Source organism: Pseudomonas paraveronii, from assembly GCF_963681955.1.
GTDB lineage: Bacteria > Pseudomonadota > Gammaproteobacteria > Pseudomonadales > Pseudomonadaceae > Aquipseudomonas > Aquipseudomonas paraveronii.
Map to the genome: position 1 here is coordinate 3,954,436 of NZ_OY817130.1, position 15,046 is coordinate 3,969,481.

The following is a 15,046-nucleotide window of genomic DNA, read 5'->3' on the forward strand; positions in this document are numbered from 1 at the left end:
GCTTTTTCAAGCCCGCAGGTGATCGGACTTGCCGACCAGCCCTATTTTGAGCTGCTTATATTAAGCGGGGCGCTTTTCAATCACTGCGTCGATCAACCCGTAATCACGCGCGGCTTCAGCGCTCATGAAATTGTCACGGTTGGTATCACGCTCGATTTCTTCCAAGGTGTGCCCGCTGTGCTTGGCCATCAGCGTGTTAAGACGCTCACGAATAAAGAGGATTTCCTTGGCATGGATTTCGATGTCCGATGCCTGCCCCTGGAAACCGCCCAGTGGCTGGTGAATCATCACGCGCGAGTTCGGCAGGCAGTAACGCTTGCCTTCGGCACCCGCGGTCAGCAGGAAAGCGCCCATGCTGCAGGCTTGGCCGATGCAGGTGGTCGACACGTTTGGCTTGATGAACTGCATGGTGTCGTAAATCGACATACCTGCAGTCACCGAACCGCCTGGCGAGTTAATGTAAAGATGGATGTCCTTGTCCGGGTTTTCCGCTTCAAGGAACAGCAGTTGCGCACAAATCAGGTTGGCCATGTAGTCCTCTACCGGGCCCACCAGAAAGATCACTCGCTCCTTGAGCAGGCGCGAGTAGATGTCGTAGGCGCGTTCGCCACGAGCGGACTGCTCGACAACCATCGGGACCAGGCCGCCTGCGGCCTGGATATCAGAGTTCTGCTGAATATAGGAATTACGGAACATGCTCTGCAGTTACTCCCAAATAGTCATGTCTTGAAAACGCATAAGCCAGCGCGAGGCTGGCTTATGGTTGTATTTCGAACGAGTTGGACAATCAGTCGGCTTGTGCTGCTTCCGCCGGCTTGACTGCTTCTTCGTAAGAGACCGCTTTATCGGTCACCTTAGCCTTCTGCAGAACAGTATCCACAACTTGTTCTTCCAGCACAACCGAACGTACTTCGTTCAGCTGCTGGTCGTTCTTGTAGTACCAAGCCACAACCTGCTCAGGCTCCTGGTAGGCCGAAGCCATTTCCTGGATCATTTCACGAACGCGGTCTTCGTCAGGCTTGAGGTCGAACTGCTTGACCACCTCAGCCACGATCAGGCCCAGCACGACGCGGCGCTTGGCTTGCTCTTCGAACAGCTCAGCCGGCAGTTGGTCAGGCTTGATGTTGCCACCAAACTGCTGAACAGCTTGTACGCGCAGGCGATCCACTTCGTTGGACAGCAGAGCCTTAGGCACTTCGATCGGGTTGGCGGTCAGCAGACCGTCCATGACCTGGTTCTTGACCTTGGACTTGACAGCCTGACGCAGCTCACGCTCCATGTTCTTGCGAACTTCGGTGCGGAAGCCGTCGATGCCGGTTTCCTTGATGCCGAATTGAGCGAAGAACTCTTCGTTCAGCTCTGGCAGCTTAGGCTCGGAAACGCTGTTGACCGTCACGGTGAACTCGGCGGCTTTGCCGGCCAGGTCCAGGTTCTGGTAGTCAGCCGGGAAAGTCAGGTTCAGAACGCGCTCTTCGCCAGCTTTTGCACCAACCAGGCCGTCTTCAAAACCCGGGATCATGCGGTTGGAGCCCAGCACCAGCTGAGTGCCCTTGGCGGAGCCGCCAGCGAATGCTTCGCCGTCAACCTTGCCCACGAAATCGATGTTCAGTTGGTCTTCGTTCTGGGCAGCACGCTCGGCCACTTCGAAACGGGTGTTCTGCTTGCGCAGGACTTCCAGCATGTTGTCCAGGTCGGCATCAGCCACTTCAGCGCTCAGGCGCTCGATAGCGATACCTTCGAAACCGGCAACTTCGAACTCTGGGAACACTTCGAATACAGCAACGTACTCCAGGTCCTTGCCCGCTTCCAGGGACTTAGGCTCGATCGACGGCGAGCCGGCCGGGTTCAGCTTTTGCTCAACAACCGCTTCGTAGAAAGAAGCCTGGATCACATCGCCTACCGCTTCCTGACGCGCATCAGCACCAAAACGGCGCTTGATTTCGCTCATTGGCACTTTGCCTGGACGGAAGCCAGCGATCTTGGCCTTTTGGGCAGTCTGCTGCAGACGCTTGTTGACCGCAGTCTCGATGCGCTCTGCCGGCACGGTGATGCTCAGGCGGCGCTCGAGAGCAGTAGTATTTTCAACAGAAACTTGCATGGATATTCCTCGTTGCACAGACGTTAGCCGGCCGTTTCCGACCCCAGAATCAAGGGCATGCATTCTAGTGGGTCAAACTCAAGAAGTCACCCTACTGGAAACGGGTAAAAAAACAGCAGGCAATTTATCGGTACGAAGACACTGTTGCGCCTCGCCCCGGTGACAAATACAGCCAATCACGCCAGGGCTCTGCGCCGACCCTTCTATATATAGAAGAAGTCGCCAATCATCTCCCTGACGGCCAGCCCCGCGAACAGAACCGGCGGGCAGCGCGGCATCATCGAGACACATAAATACGACGAAACGCCCTGCCTTGCGACCCAGAACCTGCGGCCGCGGAATACTCGAACCGCTAAAACAAAAAAGGCGCCAGACTGTTAGATCTGGCGCCTTTCGAATATGGGGTGGACGAAGGGGATCGAACCCTCGACAACGGGAGTCACAATCCCGTGCTCTACCAACTGAGCTACGCCCACCATATTGCGTTAACAAAGAAACCAAACCACTTCTTTGTCGAACCTCACCCCGCCTTTCGGCCGGGCAAAGTTTTAATTGGTGCGGATGAAGAGACTCGAACTCTTACGCCTTGCGGCGCTGGAACCTAAATCCAGTGTGTCTACCAATTCCACCACATCCGCGCTTGAAGCTCTTAAAGCAAAGGCGCCAGATGGTTAATCTGGCGCCTTTTCAAAATATGGGGTGGACGAAGGGGATCGAACCCTCGACAACGGGAGTCACAATCCCGTGCTCTACCAACTGAGCTACGCCCACCATCTAACGCTACTTGTGCCAAAGCTGCCTAATGGCGCACCCGGCAGGACTCGAACCTGCGACCATCCGCTTAGAAGGCGGATGCTCTATCCAGCTGAGCTACGGGCGCCTGATTAATCTGTACTCTTTGAGGATTACAAACTAAGTGCTTCCAGCCTTGCAGAGCAACAATCCTGCTTGACCTTCTTAACCAGTGCTAGGCTGTGCCCGACAAGTGCGACGAATAGTATAGACGCACCGGAAAGCCGTCAAATCTTTTTTGAAAAAAATTCATTTTATTTAAGGGGTTAGGCCAATTTGCAGACCAAGCGCCTTTGCCCTCGCGCGCTGGCATGCGAGAATGCGCGCACTTTTCTTCCCCCTCTCGATGGTTAATCACGCGTAATGACTGCACAACTTATCGACGGCAAATCAATCGCCGCCAGCCTGCGCCAGCAGATCGCCAAACGCGTCACCGAGCGTAGCCAGCAAGGCCTGCGCACGCCTGGCCTCGCGGTGATCCTGGTCGGCAGCGATCCTGCGTCTCAGGTTTATGTCTCGCACAAGCGTAAGGACTGTGAAGAGGTCGGCTTTATTTCCAAGGCCTACGACTTACCTTCCGAGACCACCCAGCAGGCCCTTACCGACCTGATCGACGGCCTCAACGATGACCCGAACATCGACGGCATCCTGGTGCAACTGCCATTGCCCGCGCATCTGGACGCCTCCCAGTTGCTCGAACGCATCCGCCCGGACAAAGACGTCGACGGCTTCCACCCGTATAACGTCGGCCGCCTGGCGCAGCGCATCCCGCTGCTGCGCCCATGCACGCCGAAAGGCATCATGACCCTGCTGGAAAGCACCGGCGTCAATCTTTACGGCCTCGACGCCGTGATCGTCGGCGCCTCCAACATCGTTGGGCGCCCGATGGCCATGGAACTGCTGCTGGCCGGCTGCACCGTGACCGTGACCCACCGCTTCACCAAAGACCTCGCCGGTCACGTCGGCCGTGCTGACCTGGTGGTAGTCGCCGCCGGCAAGCCGGGCCTGGTCAAGGGTGAGTGGATCAAGGAAGGCGCGATCGTCATCGACGTCGGCATCAACCGTCAGGCAGACGGCAAGCTGGTCGGCGACGTGGTGTACGAAACCGCCCTGCCCCGCGCCGGATGGATCACCCCGGTACCGGGTGGCGTTGGCCCGATGACCCGTGCCTGCCTGCTAGAAAATACACTGTACGCGGCGGAAACCCTGCACGGCTGATCGATGGTTCTGGTCCTGAAATAGGTTTACACCTGTTTGAGTCTGAAAACGCCCGTCGCAGCACCAGATTTCTCGTTTCTTCGACATCCTTTTCACCTGCCATCGACGGGACAGGGCGCAACTTACCGCTACTCCTTTGAAAAATCCCATTAGGCCCGCCCACAAGCGGGCCTTTTTTTTCCCTAAGGATGACTACAAGGCCCACCAATCATCGCCTTACAGCCTTTATTTAAAGGCTCTCTATCGTTTTCTGATCCATACTCCTAAAATGTAACGTCATTTTTCATAACGCCCGTTGCAAAACGGTATTTCCTTACTTTTTTAGCGAGTTCATCCGCGTGAAAATTCGTCTCTCTCTCGTCAGCCTTTTATTTGCTTTCACCGGCACCTTTGCGCACGCCGCCGAAACCACCCTGGCCCCGCGTGACACCTCAAAACTGCAAATCGCTTCCGGCAGCGCCATGCTGGTCGATCTGCAAACCAACAAAGTCATCTATTCCAGCAACCCGGACGTGGTGGTGCCCATTGCGTCCGTGAGCAAGCTCATGACCGGCCTGATCGTGCTGGAAGCCAAGCAAAACATGGACGAGTACATCGACATCAACATCACCGACACGCCAGAAATGAAAGGCGTGTTCTCCCGAGTGAAGATCGGCAGCCAAATGCCGCGCAAAGAGATGTTGCTGATCGCCCTGATGTCCTCGGAAAACCGCGCCGCCGCCAGCCTGGCCCACCACTACCCGGGCGGCTACCCAGCCTTCATTGCGGCGATGAACGCCAAGGCCAAGGCGCTGGGCATGACCAGCACCCATTACGTCGAGCCTACCGGCCTGTCGATCCATAACGTGTCGACCGCCAGGGACCTGAGCAAGCTGCTGGCCTACGCGCGTAAATTCCCGATGCTGAGCCAATTGAGCACCACCAAGGAAAAGACCGTCGCGTTCCGCAAGCCCAACTACACCTTGGGTTTCTCCAACACCGACCACCTGATCAATCGCGCCAACTGGGATATCAAGCTGACCAAGACCGGCTTTACCAACCAGGCCGGCCACTGCCTGGTGCTGGTGACCAGCATGGGTAACCGCCCGGTGTCGCTGGTGATCCTCGATGCCTTCGGCAAGTTCACCCACTTCGCCGACGCCAGCCGTATTCGCAACTGGGTCGAGACCGGCAAGGGCGGTTCGGTGCCGGACGTTGCGTTGCGCTACAAGGCCGACAAGAACCTGAAGAACCGCCCGAACACCGCAGAAGTTCGTCGCTGAACCCAAACGCCCCCATCTGACCAATGCCCCGACCTGTTCGGGGCATTGTTTTTTCTGCATGCGCCACACAAAAACAGACGGTTGGTCTGCGGCAAAATAGCGCACGAACGGGCTTTTACTTTGCGCCTGAACTGCCGCTAAATGTTCACCCCTTTTAATCGACTTCGTTCATGACTCGTCTCAAACGCATCAGTCCCTGGATTGCCTGCCTGGCCGTCGTGCTGAACATGCTGGCCATGCCGCTCAGCCGCGCCATGCAGACGCCGGATATGGGACTGTTGCTGTGGGGCGGATTCTGCTCGGGCGGCGCCTCGCAAGCGCTGCCGTCCAACTTGAGCAAGCTGATCGACCCGCTCCAGACGGCGCCGTCAAACACCGCCATGAAACACAGCGATTGCTGCTGCGGTCATGCAGGGCTGGCGGCGCTGCCATCCGACTACTACCGACATTTCCTACCGCGCTATGCGCCGGACACCACCCTCGACAACCCCGAGTTGCCGACGCTGCACCCCAGAATCCGCTGGCCGAGCCTGAGCCCGCGCGCCTCCCCTACCGCTTGATCGACACCGGCGCCGCCCCACAGGCGGCGCGATCTGCTTGTCAGCCGCCCGCCTGGGCGTCCTCGAAGTGTCTTGATCATCAGGAATGGTGCGTTATGCCTGCTCGAATGACTTTGCCTCGCGCAAAGCGTGTCTCTGTGTCCCGCCCGCTATGGCCCTTGCTGTCCATCGGCCTGTTCGCCCTCAACCCGCTGTCCTCGGCCCTCGCCGAAACCGGCAAGACCGAAGACTCAACCCTCACCCTAGGCACCGTCACGGTCCAGGGCGCCAGCGCCAGCAGCGGCCCGCTGAGCACCAGCAGCGTGCTCAGTTCGGTGGATGTGCTCGGCGCCGACATCCTCGAAAAAATGCCGGTCAACTACAGCTGGGAGCTGTTCAGCCGTGCGCCGGGGGTGATCCTCACCGAGTTCAACCAAGGCACCACCTCCGGCAAGATTTCCTTTCGCGGCTTTAACGGCGAAGGCGAAGTCAACGCAGTGAAGCTGTTGATCGACGGCATTCCAAGCAATAGCAACGACGGCAACATGCCGTTCATGGACATGATTTTCCCGATGGAACTGGACAGCATCGAAGTGGTGCGCGGCACCAGCGATGCGCGCTACGGCCTGAACAACATCGCCGGCAACGTCAATATGCTGACCCGCACCGGCGGCGACTACACCAAGGCTCGGGTGCGCTACGGCAGTTACAACACCCAGGAAACGCAACTGGCCAAGGGCATCGAAGGCAGCAACTGGACGCAGAACTACTTCTTCGCCTATCAGAAGTCCGACGGTTACCGCGATCACGCCGAGGCGGACAAGTTTTCCATGTCCGGCAAATGGTTCTACACCCCGGACGACAACAGCTACCGCATCGGCCTGATCGCCCGTCACTACGAAACCGAGGCGCAGGAGCCCGGCTACTTGAGTGAAGAGGATGCCCACCAGCACCCGACCATGACCAACAGCTACAACGCCTCCGACAAAGGCACGCGGCGGATGAACCAGGTCAGCGTGCACTTCGACACCGACCTGGCCGAGACGCTGGCCTGGTCGGCAAAAACCTACGTCAATACCTTCGACGACCGGCGCTGGACGCAGTACTGGCGCACCAGCGCCCAGCAGGAGCGCGATGCCTACGAAACCCAGTACGGCGCCCTCACCTCCCTGACCTGGCGCCCGGAAGTCAGCTGGCTGTACGACTTCGCCCTGGAAGGCGGCGCGGACATGCAGCAGCAACAGAACAAGAGCGAGCGCTACCGCACCAAGGACCGCGTGCGTCTGGCGCAAACCCGCGACCAGCGATTCGACTTTGACACCTACGGCGCCTACGTCCAGGCCGAGATCAAGCCGTTCGAGTCGCTGAAAATCGTCCCGGCGTATCGCGTCGATAAGATCCAGGGCAACTTCACCAACGAAATGACCGGCATGGACTACGACATCAACGACTATGGGCTGATCAAACAACCCAAGCTCAGCGTGGTGTATTCACCGTGGGACGTGGCCAGCGTCTACGCCAACTGGGGGCGTACCTTCCAGGTCGGCACCGGCGCGGCGGCCTATAAGATTCCACCGCGGGATACCAACCTGGCGCCGTCGATCAACGAAGGCTGGGAAACCGGGATCAAGTTCACCCCGGCCGATTGGATCGATGGCCGCGTCGCCTATTGGCAGCAAGAGGCCAGCGGTGAAGTCAGTCGCCGGCTCAACGACCCGAGCGGCGAGTCGGATAACGTCGGCGAAACCCGGCGCTGGGGATATGACGCACAGTTGAACCTGCACCCGAACGAGCGCACCGACATCTGGATGGCCTACTCCTGGCAGTATTCGAAAATCCTCCAGCCGAGCTCGAGCTTGCCCAACAGCAAAGGCCAGGAAATCGACCACATCCCGCATCACCTGTACAACGCCGGCGTCAGCTACAAGGCCACGCGTGCGTTGCAGTTGACGGCGTGGATGAACGGCCAGACCAACTACTACCTGGAACGCGAGAACACCAAGGGCACTTACGGCGGCTACGTCTTGATGAACCTCGGCGCCACGTACCAGGTGACTGAATCGGTCAGTGTCGACCTGCAGTTGAAAAACCTCACCAACCGCTACTACGAATACGTCTGGTATGACCCGGACGGCGCCCAGGCCTCGCTGCACTCACCCGGCGACGGGCGAGCGCTGTATACCGGCGTCACCGTGGACTTCTGATTGGCACAGTCGCCGGGGCTCGATGAACGTTCATGTCGGCAAGCGTAAAAACTGAACGTTCACTTCAAACCCGTCTTCCCTGCCTGTCGCCGGCGACGCCAGAGTCATACGCGCCTTGACCCCGTGGACGATGGTCTTGGCAATCGCCAGCCCCAGCCCTGTACCGCTGGCTTCGCTGCTGCCGCGCACGAAACGCTCGGTCAGGCGCTGCAACACCGACGCCGGCACAGCCGGTCCGCCGTTGACCACCCGCAGCAGTGCCTGGTCCGTGAGGCTGACGTCGACCGGTTGATCCGCCGCGCCGTACTTCAACGCATTCTCGATCAAGTTACGCAGCAGGATGCCGAACGCGTCCGGGTCAATCGCGCAATACACGCTGCCCTCGGTTGGCAACTGCAACCGGATGCGCTGCCCACTGCTGCGATTCCACTCATCGACCCCATGGGCCAGTAATGGAATCAGGTCCTGGGGCGCCTCGGACAACAGCCCGCCGCCCTCGGCCTTGGCCAACTGCATGAGTTTTTCCGAGAGCCGCGCCAGTTCGCGCAGGGAGTCTTCGATCTTCGCCGCACGCACGCGCAACGGGCCTTCCGGTGCTTCCTGGCGCAAGCGCTGGATCTGCGCCAACGTCGCCGCCAACGGCGTGCGCAACTCGTGGGCACTGTTGGCAGTGAAGCTGCGCTCAGCCTCCAAGGCCTTGCGCAAGCGCTCCAGCAGGTGGTTGACCGCATCGGCCAACGGCTCGATTTCAGCCGGCAGCCGCGCCACGCCGATCGGCGACAAATCCCCCACGCCACGGGCTTCCACGGCCCGGCGATACGCCAACACGCTACGCAGGCTGAGGCGCACAAACAGCCAAGTGCCCAACAGGCTGATGGGGATCAGTGCCAATAACGGCACCAACAAGGCCAGCAAGGCTTCCCGCGCCGCCTCACGGCGATGCCCCAGCGGCTCGGCGATCTCAATGAACACGGTGTCGCGCAGCGCACTCGCGCCATACAGCCGGTACTTTTGCGTGGTGGAAAACCCTTCACTCGGCCGTTCGTTGAAAATCTTCGGATCGGCGTCATGGGACTGCATCAGAATCTGGCCCTGGGCATCGCGTACCAGGTACGTCAGGTGTTCCTTGTGCATCTTCAGGGTGGCGACGTGCTGGGCCGCGCGCGGCTCCTCGCGGTTGCTGATTTCCAACACGGCCAAGGGCAGGATGCGTTGGGCCGTCTCTTCCAGGGCGCTGTCGAACGCCTCGTTCAATTCATGTTGCACCACCAGCCAGGCCCCGACAGTCGCCCCCAGCCAGAGCAAGGTCATGCCCAGGGTCAACCCCAGGCCAAGGCGTTTTTGCAGGCTGATCGACGACTTCATACGGCCATCAACCGATAACCCATGCCACGCACGGTTTCCACCAGGTCGCGGCCGAGTTTTTTGCGCAGGCGGCTGATGTAGACCTCGATGGTGTTGCTCTCGATTTCCGCGCCAAAAGCGTACAAGCGCTCTTCGAGCTGCGACTTCGACAGCAATGCCGTAGGGCGCTGCACAAACGCCTCGAACAACGCCCATTCACGCGCCGTGAGGTCGACGGTGATGCCGGCGCGTTGCACGGTGCGCGCGTTCATATCGATCTGTAAGTCGCCGAGTTTGATCAGCGGGTTGGGGTTGCCGCTGTAACGCCGGGCCACGGCGGCCACCCGGGCCGAGAGTTCGAACAGGTCGAACGGTTTGACCAGGTAGTCGTCGGCCCCGGCGTTGAGGCCGGCGATGCGATCGGATATCTGGTCCTGGGCGGTGAGGATAATCACCGGGGTCACGTTGCCGGCCGAGCGCTGCTGGCGCAAAAAGTCCAGCCCGCGCCCGTCGGGCAGCATCAGGTCGAGCAGGATCAGGTCATACGGCGTGGTGCGCACGCTGTTGTTCGCATGGTCCAGTCGCTGCACCCAATCGACCGCGTGGCCGTCATCGGCAATCTGTTCGCGCACCGCCTCGCCCAGCCCGGGTGCATCCTCGACCAATAAAACCCGCATCTGGCACCTCCTGTGATGGTTGTCGTGCAGCACCTTACCCACCTTTCCTGACGCGAATCTGAAGATTCAGCTCGTTGTCAGGAATGACCTTTAGGGTAAGCCGCAAATGCCAATCCGGCCGGAGACAGATCATGAAATCAGCTTTTATTGTCAGCACCACATTGCTCAGCGTCCTGCTCAGCGGGTACGCCGTGGCCGATGAAGACTGCAGCGAGCCGGTCAGCGACTGGCAGCCACGCGAAACCCTGCGCCAGCAAGTGGAGCAGCAATACGGCTGGAGCGTGCAGCGCATCAAGGTCGACGACGGCTGCTACGAGCTCAAGGGCACCGACCGCAAAGGTAATGCGATCGAAGCCAGCTACGCACCGGCCTCGCTTCGTCTGCGCAAACTGGAAATCCATTTCGGCGCCAACGGCGACGCCCGGGATTACCTCAACCGCCCGGGATCTGAATGATCATCGCGTCTTTCCACGGCTTTCAGGTTGCTGTCAGCCAGCAGGTCCAGGCTCTCGCCACAACGTTCAACCAGGACATCCTCATGAAAAAAATCATTGCTGCAACTTGCCTCGCCGGCGCCATTGCCCTGCCGGGGCTGGCCCAGGCCCGCGAAGTGACCCTGACCACCCAACTCAAGGACTACAGCGGCAACGGCGCTTACCTGGCGATTTATGTCACCGACGCCAACGGCCAGTACCAGAAAACCCTTTGGGTCGCCGGCAAGAAGGCCAAGTACTACCGGCACCTGAGCGACTGGGCGCGTGGCAGCGGCATGAAGCCGAGCGAGTTTGACGGCCTCAGCGGTGCCAGTGTCGGCAGCGGCCGCAGCCTCACCGTCAACGTAGAACTGGCCGACACCTTGATCGACGCCGGGTATCAGATCCGCATCGACAGCGCCGTGGAAGACAAGCGCGACAACCGTGCCGACGTCAGTGTCCCGCTGACATCGGGCGGGTCGGGCAAGCCGGTCAGCGGCAACGGCTATGTCGAGTCCTTTACCTACGACCTGTAACACCTGCAACTTCTGGAGGCTGAACATGCTTCGCCAGTTCCATTCACTGCCCGGTCTGATCGCCGCCCTGCTGGTCATGATATTGGCCATCAGCGGCGCAGTACTGTCCGTCAATCCGGCATTGGAACGCCTGCACAACACGTCAACCGCGGCCGGGCAGCTCACTGTCGGCCAGTTGGCGGGGAACATCGCCAACCACTTTCCGGGGGTGGAGCAGATCCAGCGCAGCGCCTCCGGAACCGTGATCATCTACTACAACCAGGACGGCCAGGCCGGTGCGCAAACCATCGACCCACTCACCGGCCAGGGCCTCGGACCCTATGAGCCGTCTGCCGTTTCGCGCTGGGTAAAAGACCTGCACCGCTCGCTGTTCATGGGCACAACGGGGCATGGGATCGCGGGCGTCGGCGCATTCGTCATGTTGCTGCTTTGCGTGTCCGGCGCGCTATTGCTGGCGCGCCGCCTGGGTGGCCTGCGCAACCTGTTGCGGCCGCTGCGCGGCTCGTTCAGCCAGCGCTGGCACGCCGAAGTCGGGCGCCTGGCCGTGCTCGGGCTGCTGCTGTCGGCCTTGACTGGGCTGTACATGTGCGCCACGACCTTCGGTTTGATCGCCGACGGCAGCCAGGCGGAGCCGGCCTTCCCCGCGCATATCAGCGTCGGCGCGGCACAGCCGGTGGCCAACCTGCAAGCCTTGCAGGCCACCGATTTGAATGACCTGCGCGAATTGGTTTACCCAAGCCCCGGCAACCCCGAGGACGTATTTTCCCTGCGCACAGCTCAGGGTGACGGTTACGTGGACCCGGTCAGCGGCACGCTGTTGTCGTATCAGGCCCACGACTCAATGCACAACCTTTATCAATTGATCTATCAGTTGCACACCGGCGAAGGCCTCTGGTGGCTGGGCTTGATCCTCGGGGTTAGCGCCCTCAGCGTGCCGTTGATGAGCGTGACCGGCATCCTGCTGTGGTGGCGCCGCCGCAAAGCCGCGCCGAAGATTCGCCATAACAGCCCCGCCCACTCAGCCGACAGCGTGATTCTGGTGGGCAGTGAAAACAACAGCACCTGGGGCTTTGCCAATACCTTGCACGCGGCGCTGCACCAGGCCGGGCACCGGGTTCACAGTGCCGCGATGAATGAATGGAAAGGCACGTACCGCGATGCTCAGCGCCTGTTCATCCTCACCGCCACCCACGGCGACGGCGATGCACCCGCGTCGGCCACACAGCTCCTGGAACGCCTCAAGCAAGTGGGCCTCAAACCCGGCCTGCCCTTTGCGGTACTCGGGTTTGGCGACCGGCAGTTTCCCCGGTTCTGTCAGTACGCCCATCAGGTGCAGGACACGATGGTGCAGGCCGGCGGCACGCCATTGCTGGGGCTGGAGACCGTGAACCGGCAATCCTCGCAGGAATTTGCGCGCTGGGGCAACGCGTTGGCGGCGCCCCTGGGCCACGCCCTGCCGCTGAACCATACGGCCCAGCGCCCGCCCACCCGTCAACTGGCGTTGACCGAGCGCATCGCCTATGGCGAAGCGGTGAACGCGCCGACCCACGTCCTGCGCTTCAAGGCTGCGGGCAAGCTGCCGAGTTTCCAGGCCGGTGACCTGGTCGGCATCTTCGCGCCGGACAATCCGGTGCCGCGCTTTTACTCGCTGGCCAGTTCCTCTGCAGACGGCACGCTGGAAATCTGCGTGCGCAAACACGAAGGTGGCCTATGCTCGGGGTTCCTGCATGACCTGAAGATCGGCGGGTCGGTCGAAGCGTTCATCCAGCCCAATCCACAATTTCGTCCGGCGTCGGGCGCGCACCCGGTGATTCTGATCGGTGCCGGCACCGGTATCGGGCCGTTGGCCGGTTTTATTCGCCACAACACCGCCAAACACCCGATGCACCTGTATTGGGGCGGACGTAACCCGGCCTCGGACTTTCTCTATGAACCAGAGCTCAACCGCTACCTCGCCGACCACCGTCTGACCGCATTACGCCCGGCGTTTTCCCAGGTTCAGGACCGCAGCTACGTGCAAGACCGGCTGACCAGCGACGCCCTGACGTTGCGCGCCCTGATCGAAAACGGCGCCCAAGTATTGGTGTGCGGCAGCCGCGAGATGGCCAAAGGCGTGATGCAAGCGCTGGATAACGTGTTAGCCCCGCTCCACCTGAGTGTGCTGACCCTTAAAGCACAAGGACGCTACCGTGAAGACGTCTACTGAGACACAACGCTACAGCCTGAACGGCGAGACCATGGGCACGCGCTACACCGCCGTGTTCTATGCCGAAACCGGCATCGACACCGCCGCGATCAACCGCAGCCTGGCCCAGGCCGTGGGCCGGGTGGACCAACAGATGTCCACCTGGAAAGCCGATTCCGACCTTAATCGCCTCAACGCAGGCCCCGAGCAGACATGGCTGGCGGTGCCCAAAGAGCTGGCCACCGTGTTGGCCGCCGCGCTGCGCGTCAGCCAGCAATCCGGCGGGGCTTTTGACATCGGCGTGGGTGATCTGGTGGACGCCTGGGGCTTCGGTCCGGGCGCACAGTCAGTCACCGAACAGACCATCGACACCCTGCCGCCACGCGGCGGTCTCTCGGCCAACGCGGCGTTGACGGTGGACGCCCAGCGCCACCAAGTGCGCAAACGCGCGCCGCTGCACCTCAACCTCAACGGTATCGCCAAAGGCTTTGGCGTCGACGAACTGGCGCGCTGCCTGGACAGCTTTGGGCTCACGCGCTATCTGGTCGGCATCGATGGCGAGATGCGTGCCCGCGGCGTCAAGCCGGATGCTCAACCGTGGGTCGTGGCCATTGAAAAACCGAGCCGTGGCCAGCGTGAAGTGCTGGGGGTCATGGAGCTCAGCGACGCGGCCATCGCCACCTCCGGCGACTATCGACACTGGATTGACGTGAAGGGCCGCCACTATGCCCACACCATGAACCCGGCCACCGGCGCTCCGCTGTGCAATACGATCGCGTCCGTCACCGTGGTGGCAGCCTCATGCATGCTCGCCGACGCCTGGGCCACGGCGTTGATGGTGCTGGGCGAAATCGAAGGCCCACGCCTGGCGCAGGCACGCGGGATGGACGCGTTGTTCGTGCTGCGCCAGGGTGAACAACTCAAAGAAATATCGATTGTCGGCGGCATTCTGCAAGCGCAGATTGAAAGCCGTCCGCCCCTAACCCGCCCACAGACGTGAGTCCCGCACACCCATGAAATTCATGCACCGGCACACCGAATCCCACCGCAGTGACCGTATCGGCTGGCTGCGCGCCGCGGTCCTGGGGGCCAATGACGGCATCGTCTCCACCGCCAGCCTGTTGATCGGCGTAGCCGCCGCCAACGCCAGCCACGCCTCACTGATCGTCACCGGCATGGCCGGCCTGGTGGCGGGTGCGATGTCCATGGCGGCCGGTGAATACGTTTCCGTGCATTCCCAGGCCGATACCGAACAGGCCGACCTGGCACGGGAACGGGCCGAACTGGCCAGCAACCCCAAAGCCGAACACAGCGAACTTGCGCACATCTACATGCACCGTGGCGTATCACCCGAATTGGCCCATCAGGTCGCCGACCAATTGATGGCACACGACGCCTTGGGCGCACACGCGCGGGACGAGCTGGGCATCAGCGCAGCCCTCACCGCCAAACCGCTGCAAGCGGCGCTGGCCTCGGCGGCGAGTTTCGTGGTCGGTGCCGCGTTGCCGCTGGCGGTGACGGTCATCGCGCCGGCGCACAGCGTTGTGCCGTGGATATCCGGCATGTCCCTGCTGTTTCTTGCCAGTCTTGGCGCCGTGGCGGCCAGGGCCGGCGGGGCGAAAGTCATCGTCGGCGCTTGGCGCGTGACCCTGTGGGGCGTGCTGGCCATGGGCATTACAGCCGCCGTGGGGGCATTGTTCGGCGCCGTGGTGTAGTGC

At 61.0% G+C, this 15,046-nt stretch carries 13 protein-coding genes and 4 tRNA genes; 9 read left to right on the plus strand and 8 right to left on the minus strand.

Annotated features, from left to right (window positions below; genetic code table 11):
• Positions 1-60: 60 nt before the first annotated feature.
• The 6 genes from clpP to U5A08_RS18085 all read right to left on the minus strand — a co-directional run bounded on the left by clpP (position 61) and on the right by U5A08_RS18085 (position 2,978).
• Complete coding sequence (clpP, locus tag U5A08_RS18060) at positions 61-696, minus strand: ATP-dependent Clp endopeptidase proteolytic subunit ClpP (RefSeq protein WP_048725112.1); 636 nt, start codon at positions 694-696, stop codon at positions 61-63.
• Positions 697-787: 91 nt separating this feature from the next.
• Positions 788-2,098 carry a trigger factor gene (tig, locus tag U5A08_RS18065; protein WP_321847817.1) on the minus strand — a complete coding sequence of 437 codons (1,311 nt, stop codon included), beginning with the start codon at positions 2,096-2,098 and terminating at the stop codon, positions 788-790.
• Positions 2,099-2,498: 400 nt separating this feature from the next.
• Positions 2,499-2,574, minus strand: a tRNA-His gene (locus U5A08_RS18070).
• A 77-nt stretch (positions 2,575-2,651) separates the two neighbouring features.
• Positions 2,652-2,736: transfer RNA gene (locus U5A08_RS18075), tRNA-Leu, on the minus strand.
• Positions 2,737-2,793: 57 nt separating this feature from the next.
• A tRNA-His gene (locus U5A08_RS18080) sits at positions 2,794-2,869 on the minus strand.
• Between the two features lie 32 nt (positions 2,870-2,901).
• Positions 2,902-2,978: transfer RNA gene (locus tag U5A08_RS18085), tRNA-Arg, on the minus strand.
• A 275-nt stretch (positions 2,979-3,253) separates the two neighbouring features.
• On the opposite strand from U5A08_RS18085, the gene folD reads away from it, so the two are divergent.
• The 4 genes from folD to U5A08_RS18105 all read left to right on the plus strand — a co-directional run bounded on the left by folD (position 3,254) and on the right by U5A08_RS18105 (position 8,113).
• A complete protein-coding gene (folD, locus tag U5A08_RS18090) occupies positions 3,254-4,108 on the plus strand; it encodes a bifunctional methylenetetrahydrofolate dehydrogenase/methenyltetrahydrofolate cyclohydrolase FolD (protein WP_017848149.1) in 855 nt (284 codons plus the stop codon).
• A 338-nt stretch (positions 4,109-4,446) separates the two neighbouring features.
• Positions 4,447-5,370 carry a D-alanyl-D-alanine endopeptidase gene (pbpG, locus tag U5A08_RS18095; protein ID WP_253396915.1) on the plus strand — a complete coding sequence of 308 codons (924 nt, stop codon included), beginning with the start codon at positions 4,447-4,449 and terminating at the stop codon, positions 5,368-5,370.
• A gap of 170 nt (positions 5,371-5,540) precedes the next feature.
• Positions 5,541-5,930 carry a DUF2946 domain-containing protein gene (locus U5A08_RS18100; protein ID WP_321847818.1) on the plus strand — a complete coding sequence of 130 codons (390 nt, stop codon included), beginning with the start codon at positions 5,541-5,543 and terminating at the stop codon, positions 5,928-5,930.
• A 95-nt stretch (positions 5,931-6,025) separates the two neighbouring features.
• Complete coding sequence (locus U5A08_RS18105) at positions 6,026-8,113, plus strand: TonB-dependent receptor (protein WP_321847820.1); 2,088 nt, start codon at positions 6,026-6,028, stop codon at positions 8,111-8,113.
• A gap of 30 nt (positions 8,114-8,143) precedes the next feature.
• Here U5A08_RS18105 and U5A08_RS18110 read toward each other — a convergent pair whose 3' ends face one another.
• Both U5A08_RS18110 and U5A08_RS18115 read right to left on the minus strand, forming a co-directional pair.
• The gene (locus U5A08_RS18110) at positions 8,144-9,478 is read right to left on the minus strand and encodes a sensor histidine kinase (protein ID WP_253396918.1); all 1,335 of its coding nucleotides are present in this window, start codon (positions 9,476-9,478) and stop codon (positions 8,144-8,146) included.
• A complete protein-coding gene (locus tag U5A08_RS18115) occupies positions 9,475-10,134 on the minus strand; it encodes a response regulator transcription factor (RefSeq protein WP_247398675.1) in 660 nt (219 codons plus the stop codon). Before U5A08_RS18115 ends, U5A08_RS18110 begins: the two co-directional genes overlap by 4 nt.
• Before the next feature lie 131 nt (positions 10,135-10,265).
• Between U5A08_RS18115 and U5A08_RS18120 the strand changes: the two genes are divergently transcribed.
• The 5 genes from U5A08_RS18120 (at position 10,266) to U5A08_RS18140 (ending at position 15,043) form a co-directional block, all read left to right on the plus strand.
• Positions 10,266-10,589 (plus strand): PepSY domain-containing protein, encoded by a 324-nt coding sequence (locus U5A08_RS18120; RefSeq protein WP_321847824.1) that lies wholly within the window; start codon positions 10,266-10,268, stop codon positions 10,587-10,589.
• Positions 10,590-10,672: 83 nt separating this feature from the next.
• Positions 10,673-11,143, plus strand: coding sequence for a DUF2271 domain-containing protein (locus tag U5A08_RS18125; protein ID WP_321852249.1), 471 nt, complete (start codon positions 10,673-10,675; stop codon positions 11,141-11,143).
• 25 nt (positions 11,144-11,168) lie between these two features.
• The gene (locus U5A08_RS18130; protein ID WP_321847826.1) at positions 11,169-13,349 is read left to right on the plus strand and encodes a PepSY domain-containing protein; all 2,181 of its coding nucleotides are present in this window, start codon (positions 11,169-11,171) and stop codon (positions 13,347-13,349) included.
• Positions 13,333-14,328, plus strand: a complete 996-nt coding sequence (locus tag U5A08_RS18135) for an FAD:protein FMN transferase (protein WP_321847828.1) — start codon at positions 13,333-13,335, stop codon at positions 14,326-14,328. The genes U5A08_RS18130 and U5A08_RS18135 overlap by 17 nt, the downstream gene beginning before the upstream one ends.
• Before the next feature lie 13 nt (positions 14,329-14,341).
• A complete protein-coding gene (locus U5A08_RS18140; protein WP_253396925.1) occupies positions 14,342-15,043 on the plus strand; it encodes a VIT1/CCC1 transporter family protein in 702 nt (233 codons plus the stop codon).
• Positions 15,044-15,046: the final 3 nt, after the last annotated feature.